Source organism: Pseudomonas sp. MWU13-3659, assembly GCF_023757525.1.
Classification (GTDB): domain Bacteria; phylum Pseudomonadota; class Gammaproteobacteria; order Pseudomonadales; family Pseudomonadaceae; genus Aquipseudomonas; species Aquipseudomonas entomophila_E.
Map to the genome: position 1 here is coordinate 1 of NZ_JAMSHW010000051.1, position 20818 is coordinate 20818.

Annotated in this window: 18 protein-coding genes; 7 read left to right on the forward strand and 11 right to left on the reverse strand. The window is 63.9% G+C overall.

Annotated elements, in window-relative coordinates:
• Positions 1-219 precede the first annotated feature (219 nt).
• On the reverse strand, positions 220-3255 hold the full coding sequence (locus NGM28_RS27435) for a multidrug efflux RND transporter permease subunit (protein ID WP_252092413.1): 3036 nt from the start codon (positions 3253-3255) through the stop codon (positions 220-222).
• A gap of 11 nt (positions 3256-3266) precedes the next feature.
• Positions 3267-4400 carry an efflux RND transporter periplasmic adaptor subunit gene (locus NGM28_RS27440; RefSeq protein ID WP_240065627.1) on the reverse strand — a complete coding sequence of 378 codons (1134 nt, stop codon included), beginning with the start codon at positions 4398-4400 and terminating at the stop codon, positions 3267-3269.
• A 229-nt stretch (positions 4401-4629) separates the two neighbouring features.
• On the opposite strand from NGM28_RS27440, the gene NGM28_RS27445 reads away from it, so the two are divergent.
• Positions 4630-4974 (forward strand): hypothetical protein, encoded by a 345-nt coding sequence (locus NGM28_RS27445; protein ID WP_252092414.1) that lies wholly within the window; start codon positions 4630-4632, stop codon positions 4972-4974.
• Positions 4975-5054: 80 nt separating this feature from the next.
• Here the strand turns inward: NGM28_RS27445 and NGM28_RS27450 are convergent, their stop codons facing one another.
• The 7 genes from NGM28_RS27450 to NGM28_RS27480 all read right to left on the reverse strand — a co-directional run bounded on the left by NGM28_RS27450 (position 5055) and on the right by NGM28_RS27480 (position 14377).
• Positions 5055-6152: a DUF1513 domain-containing protein gene (locus tag NGM28_RS27450; RefSeq protein ID WP_252092415.1), complete on the reverse strand. Its 1098-nt coding sequence runs from the start codon at positions 6150-6152 to the stop codon at positions 5055-5057.
• Between the two features lie 2 nt (positions 6153-6154).
• Positions 6155-7219 carry an imelysin family protein gene (locus tag NGM28_RS27455; RefSeq protein ID WP_213659756.1) on the reverse strand — a complete coding sequence of 355 codons (1065 nt, stop codon included), beginning with the start codon at positions 7217-7219 and terminating at the stop codon, positions 6155-6157.
• A gap of 18 nt (positions 7220-7237) precedes the next feature.
• Positions 7238-8665, reverse strand: coding sequence for a di-heme oxidoreductase family protein (locus NGM28_RS27460; protein WP_252092416.1), 1428 nt, complete (start codon positions 8663-8665; stop codon positions 7238-7240).
• A 279-nt stretch (positions 8666-8944) separates the two neighbouring features.
• A complete protein-coding gene (locus NGM28_RS27465) occupies positions 8945-10279 on the reverse strand; it encodes an imelysin family protein (RefSeq protein ID WP_240065631.1) in 1335 nt (444 codons plus the stop codon).
• A 148-nt stretch (positions 10280-10427) separates the two neighbouring features.
• The gene (locus tag NGM28_RS27470; protein WP_213659759.1) at positions 10428-12479 is read right to left on the reverse strand and encodes a putative bifunctional diguanylate cyclase/phosphodiesterase; all 2052 of its coding nucleotides are present in this window, start codon (positions 12477-12479) and stop codon (positions 10428-10430) included.
• Between the two features lie 342 nt (positions 12480-12821).
• Positions 12822-13418, reverse strand: a complete 597-nt coding sequence (locus NGM28_RS27475) for a superoxide dismutase (RefSeq protein ID WP_011532441.1) — start codon at positions 13416-13418, stop codon at positions 12822-12824.
• 359 nt (positions 13419-13777) lie between these two features.
• Positions 13778-14377, reverse strand: coding sequence for a LysE/ArgO family amino acid transporter (locus NGM28_RS27480; RefSeq protein WP_240065632.1), 600 nt, complete (start codon positions 14375-14377; stop codon positions 13778-13780).
• Positions 14378-14663: 286 nt separating this feature from the next.
• Between NGM28_RS27480 and NGM28_RS27485 the strand changes: the two genes are divergently transcribed.
• The 3 genes from NGM28_RS27485 to NGM28_RS27495 all read left to right on the forward strand — a co-directional run bounded on the left by NGM28_RS27485 (position 14664) and on the right by NGM28_RS27495 (position 17511).
• Positions 14664-15554 (forward strand): LysR family transcriptional regulator ArgP, encoded by an 891-nt coding sequence (locus NGM28_RS27485; RefSeq protein WP_240065633.1) that lies wholly within the window; start codon positions 14664-14666, stop codon positions 15552-15554.
• A gap of 49 nt (positions 15555-15603) precedes the next feature.
• A complete protein-coding gene (locus NGM28_RS27490) occupies positions 15604-16599 on the forward strand; it encodes an NAD-dependent epimerase/dehydratase family protein (protein ID WP_252092417.1) in 996 nt (331 codons plus the stop codon).
• Positions 16600-16686: 87 nt separating this feature from the next.
• The gene (locus NGM28_RS27495) at positions 16687-17511 is read left to right on the forward strand and encodes an ATPase (RefSeq protein WP_252092418.1); all 825 of its coding nucleotides are present in this window, start codon (positions 16687-16689) and stop codon (positions 17509-17511) included.
• A gap of 81 nt (positions 17512-17592) precedes the next feature.
• Here NGM28_RS27495 and NGM28_RS27500 read toward each other — a convergent pair whose 3' ends face one another.
• Together NGM28_RS27500 and NGM28_RS27505 are read right to left on the reverse strand one after the other, a co-directional pair.
• On the reverse strand, positions 17593-18642 hold the full coding sequence (locus tag NGM28_RS27500) for an alkene reductase (protein WP_252092419.1): 1050 nt from the start codon (positions 18640-18642) through the stop codon (positions 17593-17595).
• 47 nt (positions 18643-18689) lie between these two features.
• On the reverse strand, positions 18690-18992 hold the full coding sequence (locus NGM28_RS27505) for an ArsR/SmtB family transcription factor (RefSeq protein WP_011532447.1): 303 nt from the start codon (positions 18990-18992) through the stop codon (positions 18690-18692).
• A gap of 152 nt (positions 18993-19144) precedes the next feature.
• Here NGM28_RS27505 and NGM28_RS27510 point away from each other — a divergent pair, with 152 nt between their 5' ends.
• The 3 genes from NGM28_RS27510 to NGM28_RS27520 all read left to right on the forward strand — a co-directional run bounded on the left by NGM28_RS27510 (position 19145) and on the right by NGM28_RS27520 (position 20758).
• Positions 19145-19735 (forward strand): acyl carrier protein phosphodiesterase, encoded by a 591-nt coding sequence (locus NGM28_RS27510; protein WP_252092420.1) that lies wholly within the window; start codon positions 19145-19147, stop codon positions 19733-19735.
• Positions 19736-20125: 390 nt separating this feature from the next.
• The gene (locus NGM28_RS27515; RefSeq protein ID WP_252092421.1) at positions 20126-20368 is read left to right on the forward strand and encodes a hypothetical protein; all 243 of its coding nucleotides are present in this window, start codon (positions 20126-20128) and stop codon (positions 20366-20368) included.
• A 120-nt stretch (positions 20369-20488) separates the two neighbouring features.
• On the forward strand, positions 20489-20758 hold the full coding sequence (locus tag NGM28_RS27520; protein ID WP_252092422.1) for a DUF3077 domain-containing protein: 270 nt from the start codon (positions 20489-20491) through the stop codon (positions 20756-20758).
• The last annotated feature ends 60 nt before the right edge of the window (positions 20759-20818 follow it).

Consider the following 20818-nt stretch of genomic DNA (forward strand, 5'->3'; position numbering starts at 1 on the left):
AACCCCGGAGCGAAGCGCAGGGGCCGTATGATGGAGCGAGCGGTTTTGCCTACTTTTTCCAAGAAAAAAGTAGGCCGCCGTAAGGGCGGAAAGGTGAATCGGCGTCTCTATCGCCAATGGATATGCTCACACCCGCCCAAACCCACACTCTGAAAGCCGAAGCCGAAGCCGAAGCCGAAGCCGAAGCCGAAGCCGAAGCCGAAGCCGAAGCCGAAGCCATCACGCCACCTCCCGCCCACCCCGATGCGCCAATAACGTATAAATACAAGGCAACACAAACAACGTGAACAACGTCCCAACCGACATCCCCGTGGCAATCACGGTCCCGATGTCAAATCGGCTCACCGCCCCAGCCCCGGTGGCCAGAATCAACGGCACCATGCCGAACACCATGGCCGCCGTGGTCATCAGCACCGGCCGCAACCGAATCGCCGCTGCCTCTTCGATTGCCTCGCGAACCCCAAGCCCCTTTTCCTCCCGCAGTTGGTTGGCAAACTCGACGATCAAGATCCCATGCTTGGTAATCAACCCGATCAAGGTCACCAACCCCACCTGCGTATAGATATTCATGCTGGAAACCCCAAGGAACAGCGGCACCAGCGCCCCGCAGATGGACAGTGGCACGGTCACCAGGATCACCAGCGGGTCACGGAAGCTTTCGAACTGCGCCGCCAGCACCAGGAAGATCATCGCCAGCGCCAAGCCGAAGGTCACCCATAACGCACTGCCCTCCTGGACGAACTGCCGCGCCGTACCCGCATAGTCCACTGCAAAGCCCTCCGGCGCCTCCTCGTGGGCGATCGTGCGCACGGTGTCCAGCGCTTCGCCCATGCTCACCAGCGGCACGCCCTGGATGATCGCCGAGTTCAATTGCTGGAACTGATTGAGCTGGCGCGGCCGGGCACGGTCGCTGAGGGTGATAAGCGTCGACAGGGGCAATAGCTGACCCTGTTCGTTCTTCACGTAATAGTTGTTCAACCAACCCGGTGTGGCGCGATAGGCGCGTTCGACCTGGGCGATCACTTTGTAGCTACGGCCTTCCAGGGTGAAGCGATTGATCTCCGCCTCGCCCAGCAAGGTGGCCAGGGTCCCGCCGAGGGTGTCCATCGACACGCCCATCTGCGCGGCCTTGGCGCGGTCGATGTCGATCATCACTTCGGGCTTGTCGAACGCCAGGTCGATGTCGAGGAAAGCGAACTTGCCGGAGGCCTGGGCACGCTCCTTGACCCGCTGGGCCACCTCCAGCAATGCCGTGTAGTCCCCGGCGGTGTTGATCACGAACTGGAACGGCAACCCCTCGCCGGTGCCAGGCAGTGACGGCAGGTTGAAACCGAAGATCTGCAGGCCGCCGACCTCTTCAAGCTTGGCCTGGACCAACGGCAGCAGTTCCATCTGGGTACGATGCCGCTCGCTCCACGGCTTGAGCAGAAAACCACCGATGCCGCTCTGCACGCCATTGAAACCGTTGATCTGGAACGACGAGTAGTACTCGGGAAAGGTCTTGAACAGCGGGGTGAACTCGTCGGTGTAAGCGTTCAGGTAGTCCAGGTTCGCGGTCTGCGGCGAGTTGCTCATCATGAAGATCACGCCCTGGTCTTCATTGGGTGCCAGTTCGCTCTGGGTGAACTTGAGCAGTACAGGGATCAGGCACAGGATAATCACCGCGAACACCAGTACTACCGGCCTGCTGTTCAAGGTGCCGTGCAACAGGCGCTGGTAGCGCACTTTCAGTTGTTCGAACAGCACGTCCAGGCGGTGGGCCAGGCCACTGGGGTTCTGCTCGTGGCGCAGCAGCAGGGCGCACATCATCGGCGACAGTGTCAGGGCCACGACGCCTGAAATGATCACTGCACCCGCCAGTGTCAGCGCGAACTCCTTGAACAACGCCCCAGTCAGCCCGGTGAGGAACCCGATGGGGGCGTAGACTGCGGCCAGGGTGATGGTCATCGACACCACCGGCAGGGCAATCTCGCGAGCGCCTTCCAGTGCCGCTTCGCGGGGTGTCTTGCCCTCCTCGATATGACGGTGGATGTTCTCCACCACGACGATGGCGTCGTCGACTACCAGGCCGATGGCCAGCACCATGGCCAGCAAGGTCAGCAGGTTCAGCGAATAGCCCATCATCTGCATGAAGAACAGCACGCCGATCATCGACAGCGGGATGGTCACCACCGGGATCAACACTGAACGCAGGGCGCCGAGGAACAGGAACACCACCACGATGACGATCAGCACCGCCTCGCCGAGGGTCTTGATCACTTCGTTGATGGAGGCCTGGATGAACAGGGTGGCATCATAGGCGATGGACACCTTGAGGCCCGACGGCAACTGCTCTTCGAGTTGCGGCATGATCCGCCGCACCTCCTTGATCACCTGCAGTGGGTTGGCGGCGGGGGTAGCCTTGATGCCGATGTACACCGACGGCGTGCCGTCGAACGAACTGACCGTGTCGTAGTTCTCCGCGCCCATTTCGATGCGTGCGACGTCCCCCAATAGCACCCGGCTGTCGCCTGCGGTCTTGACCGGCAGGGCGGCAAAGGCTTCGGCGGACTTGAGCTCGGTGGTGGCATTGACGCTGGTGACCACGTACTCGCCCTTCACTTCGCCGGCTGCGGCGAGGAAGTTGTAGTGGCGCACTGCGTTGGTCACGTCCACCGCCGACAGGCCGAAGCCGGCCAGCTTCACCGGGTCGATCCAGATACGCATGGCGAACAGCTGGTTGCCGAGGATCTGCGCCTCGGCCATGCCTGGCAGTGTCGCCAGCTTGGGCTGGATCACCCGCGACAAATAGTCGGTGATCTGCGGGTTGCTCATCTCGTTGCTGTAGAAGCTGATGTACATCAGCGCCGAGGCGTCGGCCGCCTCCTTGCTAAGCACCGGGTCCTCGGAGTCCTGGGGCAGCTTGTTGCGCACCTCGTTGGCCTTGGCCAGCAGTTGGGTGAACAGGCGGTCGGTGTCGGCGCCGATACGTGCGTAGACCGAGATCACCGAGAAGTTCTGCCGGCTCACCGAGGTCATGTAGTCGATGCCTTCGGCACTGGCCAGGCTCTGCTGCAGCGGTTGGGTGATGTAGCCCTGGATGGTTTCGGCGTTGGCCCCGGGGTAGGCGGTGGTCACCGTGATCAGGGCGTTCTCCATCTGCGGGTACTGGCGGATCTGCAGCTTGTTCCAGGCCTGTGCGCCCAGCAGCAGGATCAGCAGGCTGACCACGCAGGCCAGCACCGGGCGGCGGATGAACGGGTCGGTGAACGCCATGCCTGCCTCCTTCAGTGGGTGCCCGGCTTGAGCGCTTGCTCGCTGCTGATGCGGATTGCCGCGCCGGGCGCCAGCTTGAGCTGGCCGGCGGTGATCACCTGGTCGCCAGCCAGCAGCCCTTTGCTGACCACCACCCAGCCCTCGCGGCGTTCCCCGGTCTGCACGGTGCGTTGTTCGGCGATCAGCTGGGGCTGGCCTTCGCTGTCGTCCAGCGGCTTGCCATCCTCACCTTTCTTGCGGCTGACCAGGTATACCGAATTGCCGTACAGGGTGTAGGTGATGGCGTTTTCCGGCACCACCACCTGCGGTTGCGGATCGGGCAGCAGCAACTGGAGGCTGGCGAACATGCCTGGCAGCAGCTTGCCGTCGGGGTTGGCCAGGGTGGCGCGAACCAGCAGGTTACGGGTGCTTTCCTCCACTTTCGGGTTGATTGCGCTGAGGCTGGCGGGGAAGGTCTGCCCGGGGTAGGCGGCGACTTGCACCAGCACCTGCTGGCCGAGGCTCAGGTGGGGCAGGGCCTGCTCGGGCACGTTGAAGTCGACGTACAGGCTCGACAGGTCCTGCAGCGTGGCGATCACCGTGCCGCTGGCAAGGTAAGCGCCGACGTCTACCTGGCGAATGCCGATGGTGCCGCTGAACGGGGCGCTGATGCTCTTCTTCGCCAGCGACGCCTTGAGCTGGTCGACCACCGCCTGGTTGCGTCTGTACTGGGTGGTCAAACGGTCGAATTCGCCCCGGGAGATGGCCGAATCACCGACCAACTGGCTGCCACGGCCGAAGTCGACCTTGGCCAGGTTGAGGTCCGCCTGGGCGGTGCCCAGCAGGGCGGTTTCCTGTTCGCTGTCCAGTTGCAGCAGCAGTTGCCCGGCCTTCACCTTCTGCCCGGACTCGAAATGCAGGGACTTCACCGTGCCGGCCACTTCAAGGCTCAGTTCGACGCCCTGGTAGGCCTTCAGGCTGCCGACCGCCGGCAGGCGCTCCTGCCATTGGCGCAGCTCGGCCTGGGCCGCGGCGACACTGACCGGTGGCTTGGGTGCCGAGAACATCTGTACCTGCTTGTAGATGGAGAAGGCCTTGAAGCCTCCCAGGATCAGCACGATCAGCAGGACGACGGCCAACATGATCAGCATGCGGCGGCGCAGCATAGGTCCGGTTCCCTGGATGCGAGGTGGTTGTTCGGCGCGCACGACCACGGGTGATCCGGGCCACGTGCGATGGAGGAAAGTATTGTCGGTTTTTGCGAAAAGGGGAGGCGGGAAGGTTCGCCGGCAAGCCGGCTCCTACAGGTTTTGACCTGGTATTTTTGTCAGTTTCCGGTCGTTTCAGACTTGGTTAAGGTCTTCGAAAACCGTGCCGTGCACGCAGGAGGTCGAAATGTCTGACATCGAAAAGAAAATGTCTTGGGATAATCAAATTCAGGTGGGTTTTTTCCAAAAACCAATCGGCTTGCCAGTCTTGCAACTGGAGCGCAACGGCAAGCACTTCTTGGCCCTGAAACCTGAGGAGGGGAGTGAGCTTATCGGTCAACTGGTTGAAATGGTGTATGACGGTCCACCTGATCTTGGCATCGCGTACCGTCCTGTACGGCCGCAGGAGATGACCAAGGAAGGCATTCAATGGGTCATTACTGGGGGAGTGAAGAGTGGGAAATTCACTTTGAAGGTGACGACACCGACCATGGTAGATGTGCCGTTGGATCTACAAGGGGAGCAACTGTAGGTTAACTTGGCTGATGAGCCGACCCAGCGCCTACGGACAGTGCGCCATCCGTAGGCGCCGGCTTGCCGACGAACAGGGGATCAGGCCAGGTGCAGGTGGTTATCCCAGAACCCGGACGGCAGGTTCATCGGCTGCCCGATCAGTTCCTGCTTGCGGCAGTCGTAGAAGCGACAACGCCCCTGCCCGGAAGTGACGACGAAACCGTCCTTCACCGCCCCGACCCCCGCACAATCAGGCATCGGTGCATCGAGCTTCACCGCGCCGCTGTCGAGGTCCCAGATGAACAGGCGGTTGGCCCGTGGCGCGGTCAGCGCCACCAGGCGCAGGTCGCTGTGGATGGCGACGCTGGCGGTGTACTGGGCCATCGACTGCAACTGCCGCTCGGGCACCGGGAAGGCCTTGAACGGCTCGCCCGGGCGCTTGATCGCCAGCAGCTCGGCGGTCTCGTCGGAGGCCCCCATAAACTGCTGGCACGCCGCGATGGTGCCGTCACTGCCCACCGCTAGATGACGCACGCTGTTCATCTGCTGGGCAAGGGTCTCCTTGCTCAGCAGGGTGCCGTCGCGCTGCATCAACACCAGGCTCGGCTCCATGGCGTCGAGGTTCATCTCCACCCGGCTCTCGGCCTCGGTGCGGATGCCGCCGTTGGCTACCACCAGGGTTTCGCCGTCGGGCAGCCAGGCCAGTTCGTGGGGGCCGATGCCATGAGTCGGGAGCTCGCCACTGTGTACCAGGCGCTCGCCTTCGAAGCGATAGACACCGAGCACGCCACGACCAGGATCGGTGGTGTCGTTCTCGGTGGTGTACAGCCACTCGCCACCCTTGTGGATCACCGCATGGCCGTAGAAGTGCCGGTTCGGTTGCGAGGTGATGGTCTGCAGCAGGCGCCCGTCGCGCAGGTCGACCAGGTAGCTTTCGGTACCGGGGCGGCGGGCGACGAACAGGGCGATGGGCTGTTCAGGGTGGTTGATGATCGCGTGGCAACGCTGGGCCACCTGGGTGCTGAACACCTCGGTGCCGTCCAGGCGAAAGCCGACGGCATAGTGCCTGCCGTCGCCGTCGTCGCGCGCCGAGAGCAGCAAGGGTTCGCCGCCTTTGTTGCGAAACAGGCTCCAGCCGCCCAGGGTGAGGGCGCTGAGCACTACGCTACCGAGTTTCAGGGCCTGGCGTCGCAGCATGATCAGTCACCGTCGTTGGCATTGAAGCCCAGCTGGATGTTCAGCGCCTTGGCCAGGTCGCCTTCGTGCAGGCGGTGGACGGCGTTGAGGTTGTCGTAGATCTGGTTGAGGGTCTGCTGGCCAGCGTCGTCGGCCAGCAGCTCACCCAGGGTCTTGGGGTTGTCGGCCAGCGACTTGAGTGCCGTTGCGTAGGCGTCGTCGATCTTCTGCGCCAACGGCGCCTGGTCTTTGCCCAGCAGGCCGCGCAGGCCCTGGTTGTCGACCCCGACCCAGACGGTCTGGGCGGCCTTGAGCGAGGCTTCCAGGCTCTTGAGCGAGGAGTGGCTGCGCCAGGCTTCGGCCTGCAGCGGCTGCGGGATGCCCTTGCTCTGGCGACCCATCGGCGCGCCAAGCTTCTTCTTCAGGGTGTCCAGGGCGGTGACCTGGGCGCGCAGCAGGTCGGCGATTGCTTCGTGGGAGTCGGCGTAGCGCTGATTGGGGAACTTGGTCATCTGCGACAGCATGCCGTCGGTGCTGTTCCAGCTCTTGAGAATCTCCTCGGCCAGGACCTTCTGGTGCTCGCCGATGGCGACCAGCAGCGGACAGTAGCGGGCCTTCTGTTCAGCGCTGGCGACATCCGGCTTGCTGTCGAAGAGGATGTACTCGTAGGCCGACAGGCCGCGCACCACGACGCTGGCCTTGCCCAGCGACTCGGCATCGACCGGCTTGTCGCCGTTGACCAGTTGCTCGACCTGGCGGCCGACCAGGTTCTTCTTGTCCGGCCAGAACTGCACCTGCCAGGCGCGGTTGCCTTCGGCCAGCGGGCCGACCAGCAGCGGTTGCAGCTCGGCCCAGGCCTTCTGTGCGTTGAGGAAGTCGGCGCGGGCAGTCTCCAGCGAGCTTTTGCCCTCGCAATAAGCCAGGGCGCTGGCGGCCAGGGCGCGGTCGGCTTCGACCCAGCGGCTGTAGGTCGGCAGGATCACCTGCTTGGCGATGGCGGCCGAGGTCACGGCCTGCGGGTCCTGGGGCGAGCAGGCACCCAGGGCGAGTGCGGCGAGGCTGGTGAACAACAGTTTGGGTCGGAACATGCCCGGCTCCTTGCGCGTTTAAAGTGATTTCAGGAAGGCCAGCAGCGCAGCACGCTGCTCGGCGTTGAAGGTCAGTACCTGGTCGCGCGCCGCCTGGGCTTCGCCGCCATGCCAGAGCACGGCTTCGAGCAGGTTGCGGGCGCGGCCGTCATGCAGGAACTGGGTGTGGCCGCTGACCGTCTCGGTCAGGCCGATGCCCCACAGCGGTGGGGTGCGCCAGTCCTGGCCATTGGCGGCGAATTCGGTGCGCTCGTCGGCCAGGCCAGGGCCCATGTCGTGCAGCAGCAGGTCGCTGTATGGGCGGATCACCTGGTTGGCCAGTTCCGGCTCGCGGGCATCCGCGGCGGTGGTGAATTGCGGGGTGTGGCAGCCCTGGCAGCCGGCCTGGAAGAACAGGTTCTTGCCAGCCAGCACCTGGGGCGCGTTGACGTCGCGCCGGGCCGGCACACCGAGGTTGCGGGTGTAGAACGTGACCAGGCGCAGGATGTTGTCGCTGACTTCTTTCTCGCCATCGGCGCCATCACCGTTGGGCGCGGCCAGGCAGTCGGTCTGTGCCGGGGTGCAGTCGTCGCTTGGTTTGAGCGTGCTGGTCAGGCCCATGTCGCCGGCGAACGCATGCACGTTCTGCTGGTTGATGTTGGGCTGCCCGGCTTTCCAGCCGAACCGACCGACTACCGTCTTGCCCAGGGCGTCGTCCCAGACGCGGTTGGCCCGGCCACGGATGCCGTCGCGGTTGCGGTCGTCCGGGTCTTCGTTGGCCAGGATATCGGCTTCGGGGATGGCTTCGAGCAGGCCCAGGCCGATCATCGGTGGTGCTACCCGGGCAGAGAAGCGGGTGTCAGGGTGCATCGGGCCGTAGCCGAGCTGGGTGATCTGTAGCGTGGGGCGGCGCAGCTCGACCTGATGACCGTCCTTGAACGCCACGGTGTGGTTTTCATAGCTCACGCGCACCTTGCCCTCCGGCGCCACGCCGGGGATGGCCATATCCTGCAGTTGAGTGCCGTAGACCGGCTCGGGGACCACGCCCAGGCGCTCGATCTCACGGGCCAGGTATGGCTGGTCGGGAATCGACAGTCGCACCAGCATCGATACCGCATTGCTGTCACCCGGCTCAGGCGGGTGGCCACGACCGTCGCGCACGTGGCAGTTCTGGCAGGCGTTGGTGTTGAACAACGGGCCGAGGCCGTCACGGGCGGTGGTGGTGGAGGGAGCGATCACCCACGGGCTGCGGAAGAAGCTGTTGCCCACGGCGAAGTCCAGGCGCCGCTCGGGCGACAGGTTCGCCGAGGGCAGCGAGAAGGCGTTGCGGTCGTTGCGCTGTACTGTCGCCTTGCCGCCGGAGAGGGCTTCACCGGGCTCGGCCTGGGTGAAACGCGGGGCGTCGTCACAGGCGGCGAGGGTGAGGGCCAGTAGCAGGGGGCTTAGGCGGAGCAAGGACATCGACAATCCTGGGCATGGGCGAAAAACCGGCGTGCAAGCTTATCAGGCCGGCCGTTATTGAATAAGAGCAATTTGCAATTACTCGGATGAAAAGAATGTGAAATGCACACCGAGGGTGCGAACCATCTGTAGGAGCGGCTTTAGCCGCGATGCATACAGCGCGGTGCCTGGCACCCGCTTTGCGGGTGATCGCGGCTGAAGCCGCTCCTACAGAGGGCATGCCAGGTCAATGGACCAATAAAAAAGGCGGCCCGAAGGCCGCCTCTTGTGAACCATGAACGCCGATCAGAACTCGTGATCAGCGGTGTCCGGGTTCAGGTTGTCGATCCCCAGCTTGCCGGCGGCCTGCTCGATTGCGCCGGTCTGCTTGACCAGCGAGGCGATGGCGTCGCGCACGATCTGGTTGCCGGCAGCGTTGTCGGCGGCGATCAGCTGGTCGTAGTGCTCGCCCTTGAGCGCATGGTCGACCATTACCTGGATCTTCGCCTCGGTGGCTTCCAGGTCGGCCTTGAGCGTGGCGTCGGTGGCCGGGTCGACCTTGGCCACCAGCGACGACAGGCTCGGGCCGGTCAGCTTGCTGCCGTCGACGCGGGTGTACTCGCCCAGGTAGACGTTGCGGATGCCCTTGGCGTCGTAGAAGTGCGAGTAGTGGGTGTTGTCGCTGAAGCAGTCCTGCTCGTCTTCCGGCGAGTTGGCTTCCAGCGAGACCTTCATGCGCTCGCCCGCCAGTTCGCCCAGCGACAGGCTGCCCATGCCGAACAGCATCTTGCGCAGGCCATCGTTGACCGGGCCGTTCTCGAGGCTAGCGCGGTAGTTGTCGGCGACGTTCGGCGCCCAGTTGCCGACCATCTCTTCGAGGTCCTTGACCAGCAGCTCGGTGACCGCTTTCAGGTAGGCGCGGCGACGGTCGTTGTGCCCGCCGGTGGCACCCTTGCCTTCGAGGTAGTCGGAGGCCGGGCGGTTGCCCGCGCCTGGGCCGGTGCCGTTGAGGTCCTGGCCCCAGAGCAGGAACTCGATGGCGTGGTAGCCGGTGGCGACGTTGGCTTCGGAACCGCCCAGCTCGTTCAGGCTGGCCAGTTTCTCGGGGGTGATGTCCTTGACGTCGACCTTGTCTTCACCGACCTGGATCTGGGTGTTGGCGATGATGTTGGCGCTGGCCGCCGGGTTGCCCAGGGCGTGCTCGTAGCTCTTGTCGACGTAGTCGATCAGGCCTTCGTCCAGGGGCCAGGCGTTCACCTGGCCTTCCCAGTCGTCGATGATGGTGTTGCCGAAGCGGAACGCCTCGCTCTGCAGGTAGGGGACGCGGGAGGCGGCCCAGGCATCCTTGGCGGCTTTCAGGGTCTGGTCGTTGGGGGTGGCCAGGAAGGCGTCGACGGCGGTCTGCAGCTGCTTGGCGGTGCTCAGCGCGTCGCTGTACACGGCGTGGACCATTTCGCTGTAGTGCTTGACCACGGCCTTGCCGGCTGCCTCGTCGACAGCCCCCGGTGCCGCGGCGGTGGTGCTGGCGGCGGCAGGTGCCTGGGCTTGCGGTGCGACAGCCTTGTCGTCCTTCTCGCCGCAACCGGCGAGGGCGATGGCGATGGCCAGCAGACTGGCGGAGGCCAGAGGCATTCGAATCATTGTTGGTTTCCTGCGTCGTGTGGTTGGACCGTGCGCCGAGGCACGCGAAACCGTCACATCATGCGAAAGATTTGCATTTGCTGTAAAGAGGCGGGCGCGCATTTCATGCAAACGCCCGTTTGCGGTGCAGGGGCAATGTCGACGGGGGTTACAGCACCGAGACCTGGTTGCGTTGGGCCTGCTTGAGGAAGGCGGTCAGCTCGCGCGCCGACAGCGGTTTGCTGTAGTGGTAGCCCTGACCTTCGTGGCAGCCCTGGGCGATGATGTAGCTCTCTTGTTCCGCGGTTTCCACACCCTCGGCGATGACCTGCATGCCCAGGCTCTTGCCCAGCTGGATGATGGCGCGAACGATGGTGGCGTCGTCATCGTCGTCGAGCAGGTCCTGGACGAAGCTCTTGTCGATCTTGATCTTGTCCAGCGGCAGCGATTTCAGGTAGCTCAGCGAAGAGTAACCGGTGCCGAAGTCGTCGATGGCGATCAAGGCGCCTGAGCGGCGCAGGCTGAGCAGGTGCTGGGCGGCGGTGCTGATGTCTTCCATCAGGCCGGTCTCGGTGACCTCCAGCTCCAGGCTGCGCGGCGGCAGGCGGTAGGCTTGCAGCAGGTTGTTGACCACCCGTGGCAGCTCGTTGTGGTGCAGTTGCACGGTGGACAGGTTGACCGCCATGCGCAGCTCGCCGAAACCCAGGTCGTGCCATTCGCGCAGTTGGCGGCAGGCCTGGTCGAGTACCCACTCGCCGATACTGATGATGTTGCCGTTCTGCTCGGCCAGCGGGATGAACTGGTCCGGCGGCACCATGCCCAGCTCCGGGTGCTGCCAGCGCAACAGCGCCTCGACCCCGACCACGCGGTGGTCGCGGTAGCTGATCTGCGGTTGGTAGACAAGATACAGCTGGTTGCGCGGCAGGGCTTCGCGCAGGTCCTTTTCCAGCTCGCGGCGGCGGCGCATCTCGCTGTCGACGCTGGCGATGTAGAACTGGTAGCGGTTGCGCGAGCGGGCCTTGGCCAGGGTCATGGTCTGTTCGGCCTTTTGCAGCAGCTTCTCGGTGCTGTCGCCGTCTTCGGGGAACAGGGTGATGCCGATGGTGGCGCGCAGGCGAATCTGCTGGTGGTCGAGGTCGAAGGGCGCCTCGAGGTCGTCGAGGATGCTCTGGGCCAGCTCGGCAGCTTCGTAGGGCTGTTCGATATTGGCCTGCACCAGGGCGAACTGGTCGCCGCCCAGGCGGGCCAGGGCACCCAGGCGGCCACTGTGGGCGCGCAGGCGATCAGCCAGGGCCAGCAGCAACTGGTCACCCACCTGGTAGCTGAACTGTTCGTTGATGCCCTTGAAGTCGTCCAGCCCCACGCAGAGCACCGCTACCCGGCGTTGCAGGCGGCCGCCGTCGACGAGAATTTTGTCCAATTGTTGCTGCAGTTGCTGGCGGTTAGGCAGGCCGGTGAGGAAGTCGTACTGGGCCATGCGCTGCAGGCTGTTCTCGGCCTCATGGCGCAGGTGGGTGTTGCGTTCGATCGAGGCCAGCAACTGGTTGGCGGTGTTGACCCACAGGCCCAGCTCGTTGCGTTCATGGCCCTTGAGCTGCGGGATCTGATGCTGGCTGGGGCGGTCGGGGTTTATCTGGGTCAGGTGGTCGATGATTTTCGACAGCGGCTTGGTCAGCAGCCAGTGGTACACCAGGTACAGCACCAGGCCCATGGCCAGCGCCCTGAGCACGCCGGAGACGAAGATGATCACGGCGTTGATCAGGAAGTCTTCGCCGTATGAGGAGGTGTCGAGGGTGATGCTCAGGTCGCCGTAGTACTCGCTGTAGGGGCCGCGGCCAACCAACTGAGTGGTGTAGGTGCGTTCCTGGCCGAGGATCAGGTCGGTCAGCCAGCGCATGGACATGTCCTGCAGCGGCCTGGATTTTTCCGCCAGCATGGTTTCGTTGGGGTGGCCGATGGCGGCCATGCGCACCGACTCGTCCTGGAACAGGCCTTCCATCACCTGCATGCCCATTTCCCGGTCGAGGCTGTACACCGCTTGCGTCGACGGGTCGCGGAACATGTCGAGGATGCGCTGGGCGTCGTTGTTCACGGCCTGGCGGGTCTTGTAGGCGTCATAGACGATCTGCGCGCAGCTGAGGACGACACCGACCGCCAACGCCGAGAGCAGCACCACCCTGAGCAACTTGACCGATAAGCTGTTCCGAAATTCCAGCTTCAATGGGGTTTCCTTAATCCATGCGCATGCCATTATTTTGCCATTAGTCATGGCAACAGACTATCGACCAATTGCCAATCGCAGGCCGCGCGCCGGTAGATTGGAGCTGCCCTTGGCTCTGTATCGGTTGAGGAGGCATGCGACTTGAGTGCGCTGCATCAACTTTCCAGACGTTTGATGTTAGCGCGCTCTGCGTCTTGAGCAAGAGCACAGCGATTTCTGTCGTGTCCCATCCTGTAGGCGCCAGCCTTGCCCGTGGGCCTGTTCGCCAGCAAGGCTGGCGCCTATAGGGGCGCAATAAAAAACCCGGCGCGAGGCCGGGTCTTTTTTTCAAGGCTGATGCGATCAGGCCTTGAAGGTCTTGCCTTCGAACTGCTCGGCAACGAACTTCCAGTTGACCAGGTTCCAGAACGCCTCGACGTACTTCGGACGCAGGTTGCGGTAGTCGATGTAGTAGGCGTGTTCCCAGACGTCGCAGGTCAGCAGCGGGGTGTCGCCGCTGGTCAGCGGGCAGCCGGCGCCGATGGTGCTGGCCAAGGCCAGGGAGCCGTCGGCCTTCTTCACCAGCCAGCCCCAGCCGGAGCCGAAGGTGCCGACCGACGTCTTGGTGAACTCTTCCTTGAACTTGTCGAAGGAACCGAAGGCGGCGGTGATGGCATCAGCCAGGGCGCCGGTTGGTTGGCCGCCGGCGTTCGGTGCCAGGCAGTTCCAGTAGAAGGTGTGGTTCCAGACTTGAGCGGCGTTGTTGAAGATGCCGCCCGAAGAGCTCTTGACGATCTCTTCCAGGGTCTTGCCTTCGAATTCGGTGCCTGGGACCAGGTTGTTCAGGTTCACGACATAGGTGTTGTGGTGCTTGTCGTGGTGATACTCCAGGGTTTCCTTGGAGATGTGCGGCTGCAAGGCATCGTGGGCGTATGGCAGCGGCGGCAATTCAAAAGCCATGGTGGATCTCCTGATTCAGGTCTGTTTGCGGTTTGCGCAAGGCCGATCACGGGCGGCCCGATGAGCGTCGGCGAGTTTGTACTCTTTGCGACGCAAGGGCTGGATCATAGCACCGGCCCCGGTGCATAACCACGCAACATCTATAGGGAATAGAGGTTCCAGAGCGGTTGGCCGGGGCGGACAGGCGGTGCAGCATGTGCGCTTCAGGGCATGTGCAATCTCTGTAGGAGCGGCCTTGAGCCGCGAAAGGGCCGCAAAGCGGCCCCGACGATCGTTATATCAACGCTGAGATCCTGGGGCCGCTACGCAGCCCTTTCGCGGCACAAGGCCGCTCCTACAGAGAGGTGCGTCTCTGACCCTCAGCTGAAGATCAACTGCGCCGCCACTGCGAACATCATCACCGCCACCATCAGGTCGAGCATCCGCCAGGTGGCCGGGCGTGCCAGCCAGGGCGCCAGCCAGGCCGCGCCGATCGCCAGGGTCGAGAACCACACCAGCGATGCGCTGGCGGCCCCCGCCACATAGGCCCCGGGCACGGTCTGCTGGGCGCCGAGCGAGCCGATCAGCAACACGGTGTCCAGGTACACATGGGGGTTGAGCAAGGTCACCGCCAGGGCGCTGAGCAGCACCGCCCGGCGCGAGCGCGTGCCTTGGCCTTCCTGATGTTGCAGGCTCTGCTTGGCGCAGGCGCTGCGCAGCGCCTTGGCGCCGTACCAGATCAGGAATACCGCGCCGCCCCAGCGGGCGATGGCCAGCAAGGTGGGGTTGTGCGCCAGCACCGTGGCCAGGCCGAACACGCCGGCGGCCACCAGGATGGCATCGCAGACGACGCACAGCGCCGCCACCGGCAGGTGATGCTCGCGGCGCAGGCTCTGCGCCAGGACGAAGGCGTTCTGCGCGCCGATGGCCATGATCAGCCCGAAAGCCACCAGCATGCCGTTCACATAGCTTTGCCACATAGCGGGAACACTCCACTGGCGCCGACGATTCGCCGGCGCTGATTACCTAGTGTCCTGTCTCGGAAATAAGCTGTTCACTTTTGGCGGCGTCTTGGGCGCCCGGCCGGCGTTGCCACTCCTCGCCATAGCCCTGCTATGACTCGTCGCGGCGCCTTGGCCGAACACCCAAGCCACTCGCCAAAAGAGAACGTATTTCCGAGACAGGACACTAGAAAGATGTGGCCATTGTGGCGGGTGTGGATGTATAAGAAAAACCAATAAAGCTCATCCGTCATTAGAGAAATCGATGTTCGACTACAAGCTGCTCGCCGCGCTTGCCGCGGTGATCGAACAAGGCGGTTTCGAGCGCGCCGCCCAGGTGCTGGGACTGTCGCAATCGGCCATCTCGCAGCGCATCAAGCTGCTCGAGGCGCGGGTTGGTCAGCCGGTGCTGGTGCGCGCAACGCCCCCGAGCCCGACCGAGGTCGGTCGTCAGTTGCTCAACCATGTGCAGCAGGTGCGCCTGCTCGAGCGCGACCTGCAGCGCCAGGTGCCGGCGCTGGACGAGGAGGGGATGCCCGAGCGACTGCGTATCGCCCTCAACGCCGACAGCCTGGCGACGTGGTGGGCGGGCGCGGTGGGTGCTTTCTGTGCCGAGCAGCAAGTGCTGCTCGACCTGGTGGTCGAGGACCAGGACGTTGGTCTCAAGCGTATGCGTGCTGGTGAGGTGGCGGCCTGCCTGTGTGGCAGCGAGCGCCCGGTGGCCGGTGCACGCAGTTTGCCTTTGGGGGCAATGCGCTATCGCGCCCTGGCCAGCCCGGCGTTCATGGCGCGCTACTTCCCCACTGGTTTCGATGCCGAGCGCCTGGCCCGCACGCCTGCGATCGTGTTCGGCCCGGATGACTTCCTGCAGCATCGTTACCTGGCATCGCTGGGTATCCAGGATGGTTTCCTGCACCACCTGTGCCCATCGTCCGAGGGGTTCCTGCGCATGACCGAGGCCGGCATCGGCTGGGGCCTGGTGCCCGAGCGCCAGGTGGCCGAGCAACTGGCGCGGGGTGAACTGGTGGAAATTTGCAGCGATACCCCCATCGATGTGCCGCTGTACTGGCATCATTGGCGCAATGGCGGGCAACTGCTCGCCCAACTGACCGAACACCTGCGCCATTCGGCGCGGGCTTGGCTGGTGCCCTTGTAGGCGCGGCTGGCGTCAACTGCATCTGAAATCTGGCAAGGCGGAGTCTTACATGCGAATTCTGGTCACCGGCGCGAGCGGCTTCATTGGCGGGCGCTTTGCGCGTTTCGCCCTGGAGCAGGGCCTGGAGGTACGGGTCAATGGCCGGCGGGCAGAGGGTGTGGAGCACCTGGTCAAGCGCGGGGCGCAATTCATCTCGGGCGACCTGGGCGATGCCGAGCTGGCCCGGCGCCTGTGCCAGGGCGTCGACGCCGTGGTGCATTGCGCGGGGGCCGTGGGTACCTGGGGGCGTTACCAGGACTTCCATCAGGGCAACGTGGTGCTCACCGAGAACGTGGTCGAAGGCTGCATCAAGGAGCATGTGCGTCGGTTGGTGCACCTGTCGTCGCCGTCGATCTACTTCAATGGCCGTTCACGCCTGGACATTCGTGAGGACCAGGTACCGCGACGTTTCCACGACCATTACGCCCTGACCAAGCACCTTGCCGAGCAGAAGGTGTTCGGCGCCCAGGAGTTCGGCTTGGAAGTGCTGGCGCTGCGCCCGCGTTTTGTCACCGGGGCCGGGGACGCGAGCATTTTCCCGCGGCTGATGCGCATGCAGCGCAAGGGGCGGGTGGCGATCATCGGCAAAGGTTTGAACAAGGTCGACTTCACCAGTGTACACAACCTCAACGAGGCGCTGTTCAGCGCGCTGTTCGCCGGGGATGACGCCCTCGGCCAGGCCTACAACATCAGCAATGGCCACCCGCTGCCGCTGTGGGACGTGGTGAACTACGTGATGCGCCAGATGCAACTGCCCCAGGTCACCCGCTACCGTTCCTACGGCATGGCCTATAGCCTGGCTGCGCTCAACGAGGCGGCCTGCCTGCTCTGGCCCGGGCGCCCGCAGCCGACCCTGACGCGCACCGCGATGCAGGTGATGAGCACGGATTTCACCCTCGACATCAGCCGCGCCCGCCAGTACCTGGACTACCGGCCGAAGACCACCGTCTGGGCCGCGCTGGATGAATTCTGCACCTGGTGGAAGGCACAACCGGGCAATCAGTGAACCTGGCGCCGGGTTGATGGTCATCAGTGCGCCGCCCAGGCGGTTTATACTCATGCCTCTTTGCTACTACCGCGGTTGAATGCACCCATGCGTAATGACGTCCACGACGATTTCGACGATGTGCCCGCCCTGCGCGCTGGCACCCCTGATGACGATGAACTGCTGCCCGCCCACGTGGCACGCAGCCGCCAGAAGGCCGCGCAACCGCGCAGCAATGGCCCCTTGTGGGCGCTGCTGGGAGCATCATTCATTGCACTGGCAGGGTTGGGCTGGTGGAGCTTCCAGCAGATTTCGCTGATGGAGCAGCAACTGGTGGCGACCCAGGAAAGCTTCGCCCGCATCAGCGAGGAAGCGGCGGGGCGCTTGCAGGCGATCAGCGGCAAGGTCGATGCCAGCGAGTCCAACAGCAATACCGGCAGCGAGGCATTGAAGCTGCAGATTCGCCAATTGCAGGCCAGTCTGGCCGAGCAGGACAAACAGCAACAGGGCGTCGCCGGGCAGGCGGGCGACCTGGGCAAGCGCCTGGAGCAAGTGTTGGCCGATACCCGCGAGCAGCAGAAGGCGGTGACCGAACTGCAAAGCCAGTTGCAGGCGCAGTTGAAGGCGGTCAATGCGGAACTGGCGGCGCTCAAGTCAGGCCAGGTCGATGGCGGCAAGCTGGATGATCAACTCAAGAACCTGAACAGCGAAGTGGCGACGCTGAAGAAACAAGGCAACCCGAGCGCCGCCATCGCCAGCCTGGAGCAGGACGTGCTGGTACTCAAGAGCCAGGTCGACAACCGTCCGGCGCAGGCATCCGGTGGTGCCTCGGTGCAGGAGTTCGACGCCTTCCGTGGGCAGATGACCCGCAACATCAATACCTTGCAGAGCCAGATCCAGAACCTGCAGCAGCAGATCAACGCCCGGCCCTGACCGGTTGTTCGCCGGCAAGCCGGCTCCTACAGGGGTACACAAAACCTGTAGGAGCCGGCTTGCCGGCGAACAGGGCCTCACTCACATCCGCGGATAATCGATATACCCCACCGGCCCCTTGCCATAGAAGGTTTCCGGATTCGGCGCATTGAGCGGTGCATCGGCGGCCAGGCGCGCCGGCAGGTCGGGGTTGGCGATGAACGGGATACCAAAGGCCACGGCGTCGGCCTTGCCAGCGCTGAGGGCCGCGCTGGCGCTGTTTTTGTCGAAGCGCTCGTTGACAATGTACGCGCCACCAAAGGCCTGCTTGATCAGCGAACCGATGCTGTCGTCGGCCTCTTTCTCCCGCGAGCAGATAAAGGCGATGCCGCGCTTGCCCAATTCACGAGCTACGTAAGTGAAGGTCTCGGCGCGGTCCGCGTCGCCCATGTCATGGGCGTCGGCGCGCGGCGCCAGGTGCACGCCGACACGGCCAGGGCCCCACACCTCGATCACGGCGTCGGTCACTTCCAGCAACAGGCGGGCACGGTTCTCCAGCGAACCGCCATAACGGTCGCTGCGCTGGTTGGTGCTGCTTTGCAGGAACTGGTCGAGCAGGTAGCCGTTGGCGCCATGGATCTCGACACCGTCGAAGCCCGCCGCCTTGGCGTTCTCGGCGCCGCTGCGGTAGGCCTCGACGATATCGGCGATCTCCTCGGTCTCCAGGGCGCGCGGGGTCGGGTAGTCGCTCAGCGGCCGCACCAGGCTGACATGGCCCTTGGGCTGGATCGCGCTGGGCGCCACCGGCAGCTCGCCGTTCAGGTAGGACGGGTGGGAAATCCGCCCGACATGCCACAACTGCAGGAAGATACGCCCGCCGGCCCCGTGGACGGCCTTGGTGACGTTGTGCCAGCCGCGCACCTGCTCGTCGTTCCAGATGCCGGGCGTGTCGGGGTAGCCGACGCCCATGGCGGTGACCGAGGTCGCCTCGCTGAGGATCAGCCCGGCGCTGGCGCGTTGCACGTAGTACTCGGCCATCAGCGCGTTGGGCACGCGGCCCTCGTCGGCGCGGCAGCGGGTCAGCGGGGCCATGATGATGCGGTTGGGCAGTTCGAGGTCGCCCAGGGTGATCGGGTCGAAGAGCGTAGTCATGTGCAAAGCCTCGCTTGAATCAGTGGGATGCGGCGGCGTCGCCGCTATCAGAGCTCTTGGCTCATCTGCTTGAGGAACGCCTGGATGGTGGCCTCGTTGCGTTTGAAGAAATGCCATTGGCCGACCTTCTGGCTGCTGATCAAACCAGCGCGCTGCAGCGTGGCCAGGTGGGCGGAGACGGTCGATTGCGACAGGCCGCAGCGTTGGTCGATCTGCCCGGCGCACACCCCGTTGTCGGTGCTGTGCTGCTGGTCGGGGAACTGCACCGCCGGGTCCTTCAGCCAGGCGAGGATTTCGCGCCGGACCGGGTGGGACAGGGCTTTTATGATTTCGTCGAGATCGATCGGCATGGTGGGTCTCAGGCTGTGTAGCGGTATATCGCGATGTGGCGAAATATAAATCGGTAGTTCGCGATATACAAATATGAAAGTGTTCTGAGCTGAGCTGCAATCGCTATATCGGGCCATGTCGATGGGGATTGGGCGAGTGCTAGACTGCCGCCATGAACTACCTCGCACACCTGCACCTTGGCGGCGACGCGCCGCAACAACTGCTCGGCAGCCTGTATGGCGATTTCGTCAAGGGCACGCTGGAGGGGCGTTTTCCACCGGTATTGGAGGCGGCGATCCGGCTGCACCGGCAGATCGACAGCTACACCGACAGCCATCCGCTGGTGCTGGCGGCGCTGGCGCGTTTTCCCCGGGAGCGGCGGCGTTTTGCCGGGATCGTGCTGGACGTGTTCTTCGACCACTGCCTGGCGCGGCATTGGGGCGAATATGCCGAGCGGCCGTTGGCACAGTTCACCGGCGATTTCTACAAGGTGCTGCTGGCCGAGCCGGAGCTGCCGGGCCGGCTGGCGCGGATCGCGCCGTTCATGGCGGCGGACGACTGGCTGGGGGCCTACGGCGACTTCGCTGTGCTGGAGCAGGTGTTCCAGGGCATCGCCCGGCGTCTGTCGCGGCCGGAAGGAATGACCGGGATGATGGACGAGGTGGAGCGGTTGTATTCGCCGTTGCTGGCGGACTTTCGTGAGTTCTATCCGCAGTTGCAGGCCTTCGCCGCGGCAAAGCGTTCCGTCTCCCCAATACCCTGAAGCCTAACGCTGTAGGAGCGGCTTCAGCCGCGATCACCGGCAATGCCGGTGCCATCCCCCGTGGTTGATCGCAGTTGCCTTCAAGGCCCGAAAGTCAGATTTAACCCCTTTCGTGTAGTCCATTTCCCAAACATACTCCTGCCGCCCTTTTTCCGTTGCGGTCGTTCTGGCACGGCTCTAGTCTCGGCGGGTCGCTTGAATCAGCGACCGGCTTTGACAGGCCGCTCTGAACAGACCGCATGGCCTTGCCGTTATGGTAGCTGTGCGTGGGGCACCTCGTGTGCGCCGGTTTCTGGTCTTGTTCACCGGTCTGTCAACCCATGTGCAGCTGCCACCTTCTTGTTTGACAGCAGGCTGTGGTAGTCCTCATTCACGAACAGGACTATGACCATGCTAAAGATCGTTCCCGATCCACCCCATCACCCTCACTCCCTCGAAGACACCCTCATCCAGGCCACCGAGCACGCCCTGTGTGCGCTCACCGTGGCCCATCAGGCCGTGCACGCCCAGCCCAGGTCACCGGCCACCATCCTGATGATGGCGTCGATCCACGAAGTCGAATCGCTGCGCGTGTTGCTCGAATCGGCGTTGATCCAGGTGCAGATGCCGGCGCAGCCACAGGTAATGCACTAGGCCCTGGCCGGCCCTGTTCGCCGGCAAGCCGGCTCCTACCGGGGGCTGCGATTCACCTGTAGGAGCCAGCCTTGCTGGCGAAAGGGCCGTCAAGGCCCCCACAACATCAGGGAGAAAACAATGACCACAGACGACACCACCCCCAACACCACCGCAGGCAAAACCAAGTTCTACCAAGGCGAAGGCCAGACCGTCCCGCTGTTCTGCATCGAACCCGGCATCCCCTGCCAGCACGCCCGCGAACAAGCCTCGGAACTGATGGGCTGCGTGCGCGACCTGACCATTGCCGGGATCATGGAAGATAAGCCGCAACTGCTCTGGGCGTCGTATTATCTGAGCGCACTGGCCAAGGCGCTGATGGATGATGCGGAGCTGGGGATGAGGCACTGAGGCAGGAACGGCTCGGTCTGGGAGTCGTGCATCCAGTCGGGCTGGGTCAATCATGTAATG

Excerpts from the sequence above, each read along its gene's own strand:
- NGM28_RS27450 (WP_252092415.1), bottom strand. The coding sequence starts at position 6,152 with ATGCTGCGACGCCAGGCCCTGAAACTCGGTAGCGTAGTGCTCAGCGCC.
- NGM28_RS27515 (WP_252092421.1), top strand. The coding sequence starts at position 20,126 with ATGCTAAAGATCGTTCCCGATCCACCCCATCACCCTCACTCCCTCGAA.
- NGM28_RS27455 (WP_213659756.1), bottom strand. The coding sequence starts at position 7,219 with ATGTTCCGACCCAAACTGTTGTTCACCAGCCTCGCCGCACTCGCCCTG.
- NGM28_RS27510 (WP_252092420.1), top strand. The coding sequence starts at position 19,145 with ATGAACTACCTCGCACACCTGCACCTTGGCGGCGACGCGCCGCAACAA.
- NGM28_RS27485 (WP_240065633.1), top strand. The coding sequence starts at position 14,664 with ATGTTCGACTACAAGCTGCTCGCCGCGCTTGCCGCGGTGATCGAACAA.
- NGM28_RS27475 (WP_011532441.1), bottom strand. The coding sequence starts at position 13,418 with ATGGCTTTTGAATTGCCGCCGCTGCCATACGCCCACGATGCCTTGCAG.
- NGM28_RS27490 (WP_252092417.1), top strand. The coding sequence starts at position 15,604 with ATGCGAATTCTGGTCACCGGCGCGAGCGGCTTCATTGGCGGGCGCTTT.
- NGM28_RS27500 (WP_252092419.1), bottom strand. The coding sequence starts at position 18,642 with ATGACTACGCTCTTCGACCCGATCACCCTGGGCGACCTCGAACTGCCC.
- NGM28_RS27435 (WP_252092413.1), bottom strand. The coding sequence starts at position 3,255 with ATGGCGTTCACCGACCCGTTCATCCGCCGCCCGGTGCTGGCCTGCGTG.
- NGM28_RS27480 (WP_240065632.1), bottom strand. The coding sequence starts at position 14,377 with ATGTGGCAAAGCTATGTGAACGGCATGCTGGTGGCTTTCGGGCTGATC.
- NGM28_RS27505 (WP_011532447.1), bottom strand. The coding sequence starts at position 18,992 with ATGCCGATCGATCTCGACGAAATCATAAAAGCCCTGTCCCACCCGGTC.
- NGM28_RS27445 (WP_252092414.1), top strand. The coding sequence starts at position 4,630 with ATGTCTGACATCGAAAAGAAAATGTCTTGGGATAATCAAATTCAGGTG.
- NGM28_RS27465 (WP_240065631.1), bottom strand. The coding sequence starts at position 10,279 with ATGATTCGAATGCCTCTGGCCTCCGCCAGTCTGCTGGCCATCGCCATC.
- NGM28_RS27520 (WP_252092422.1), top strand. The coding sequence starts at position 20,489 with ATGACCACAGACGACACCACCCCCAACACCACCGCAGGCAAAACCAAG.
- NGM28_RS27495 (WP_252092418.1), top strand. The coding sequence starts at position 16,687 with ATGCGTAATGACGTCCACGACGATTTCGACGATGTGCCCGCCCTGCGC.
- NGM28_RS27440 (WP_240065627.1), bottom strand. The coding sequence starts at position 4,400 with ATGCTGCGCCGCCGCATGCTGATCATGTTGGCCGTCGTCCTGCTGATC.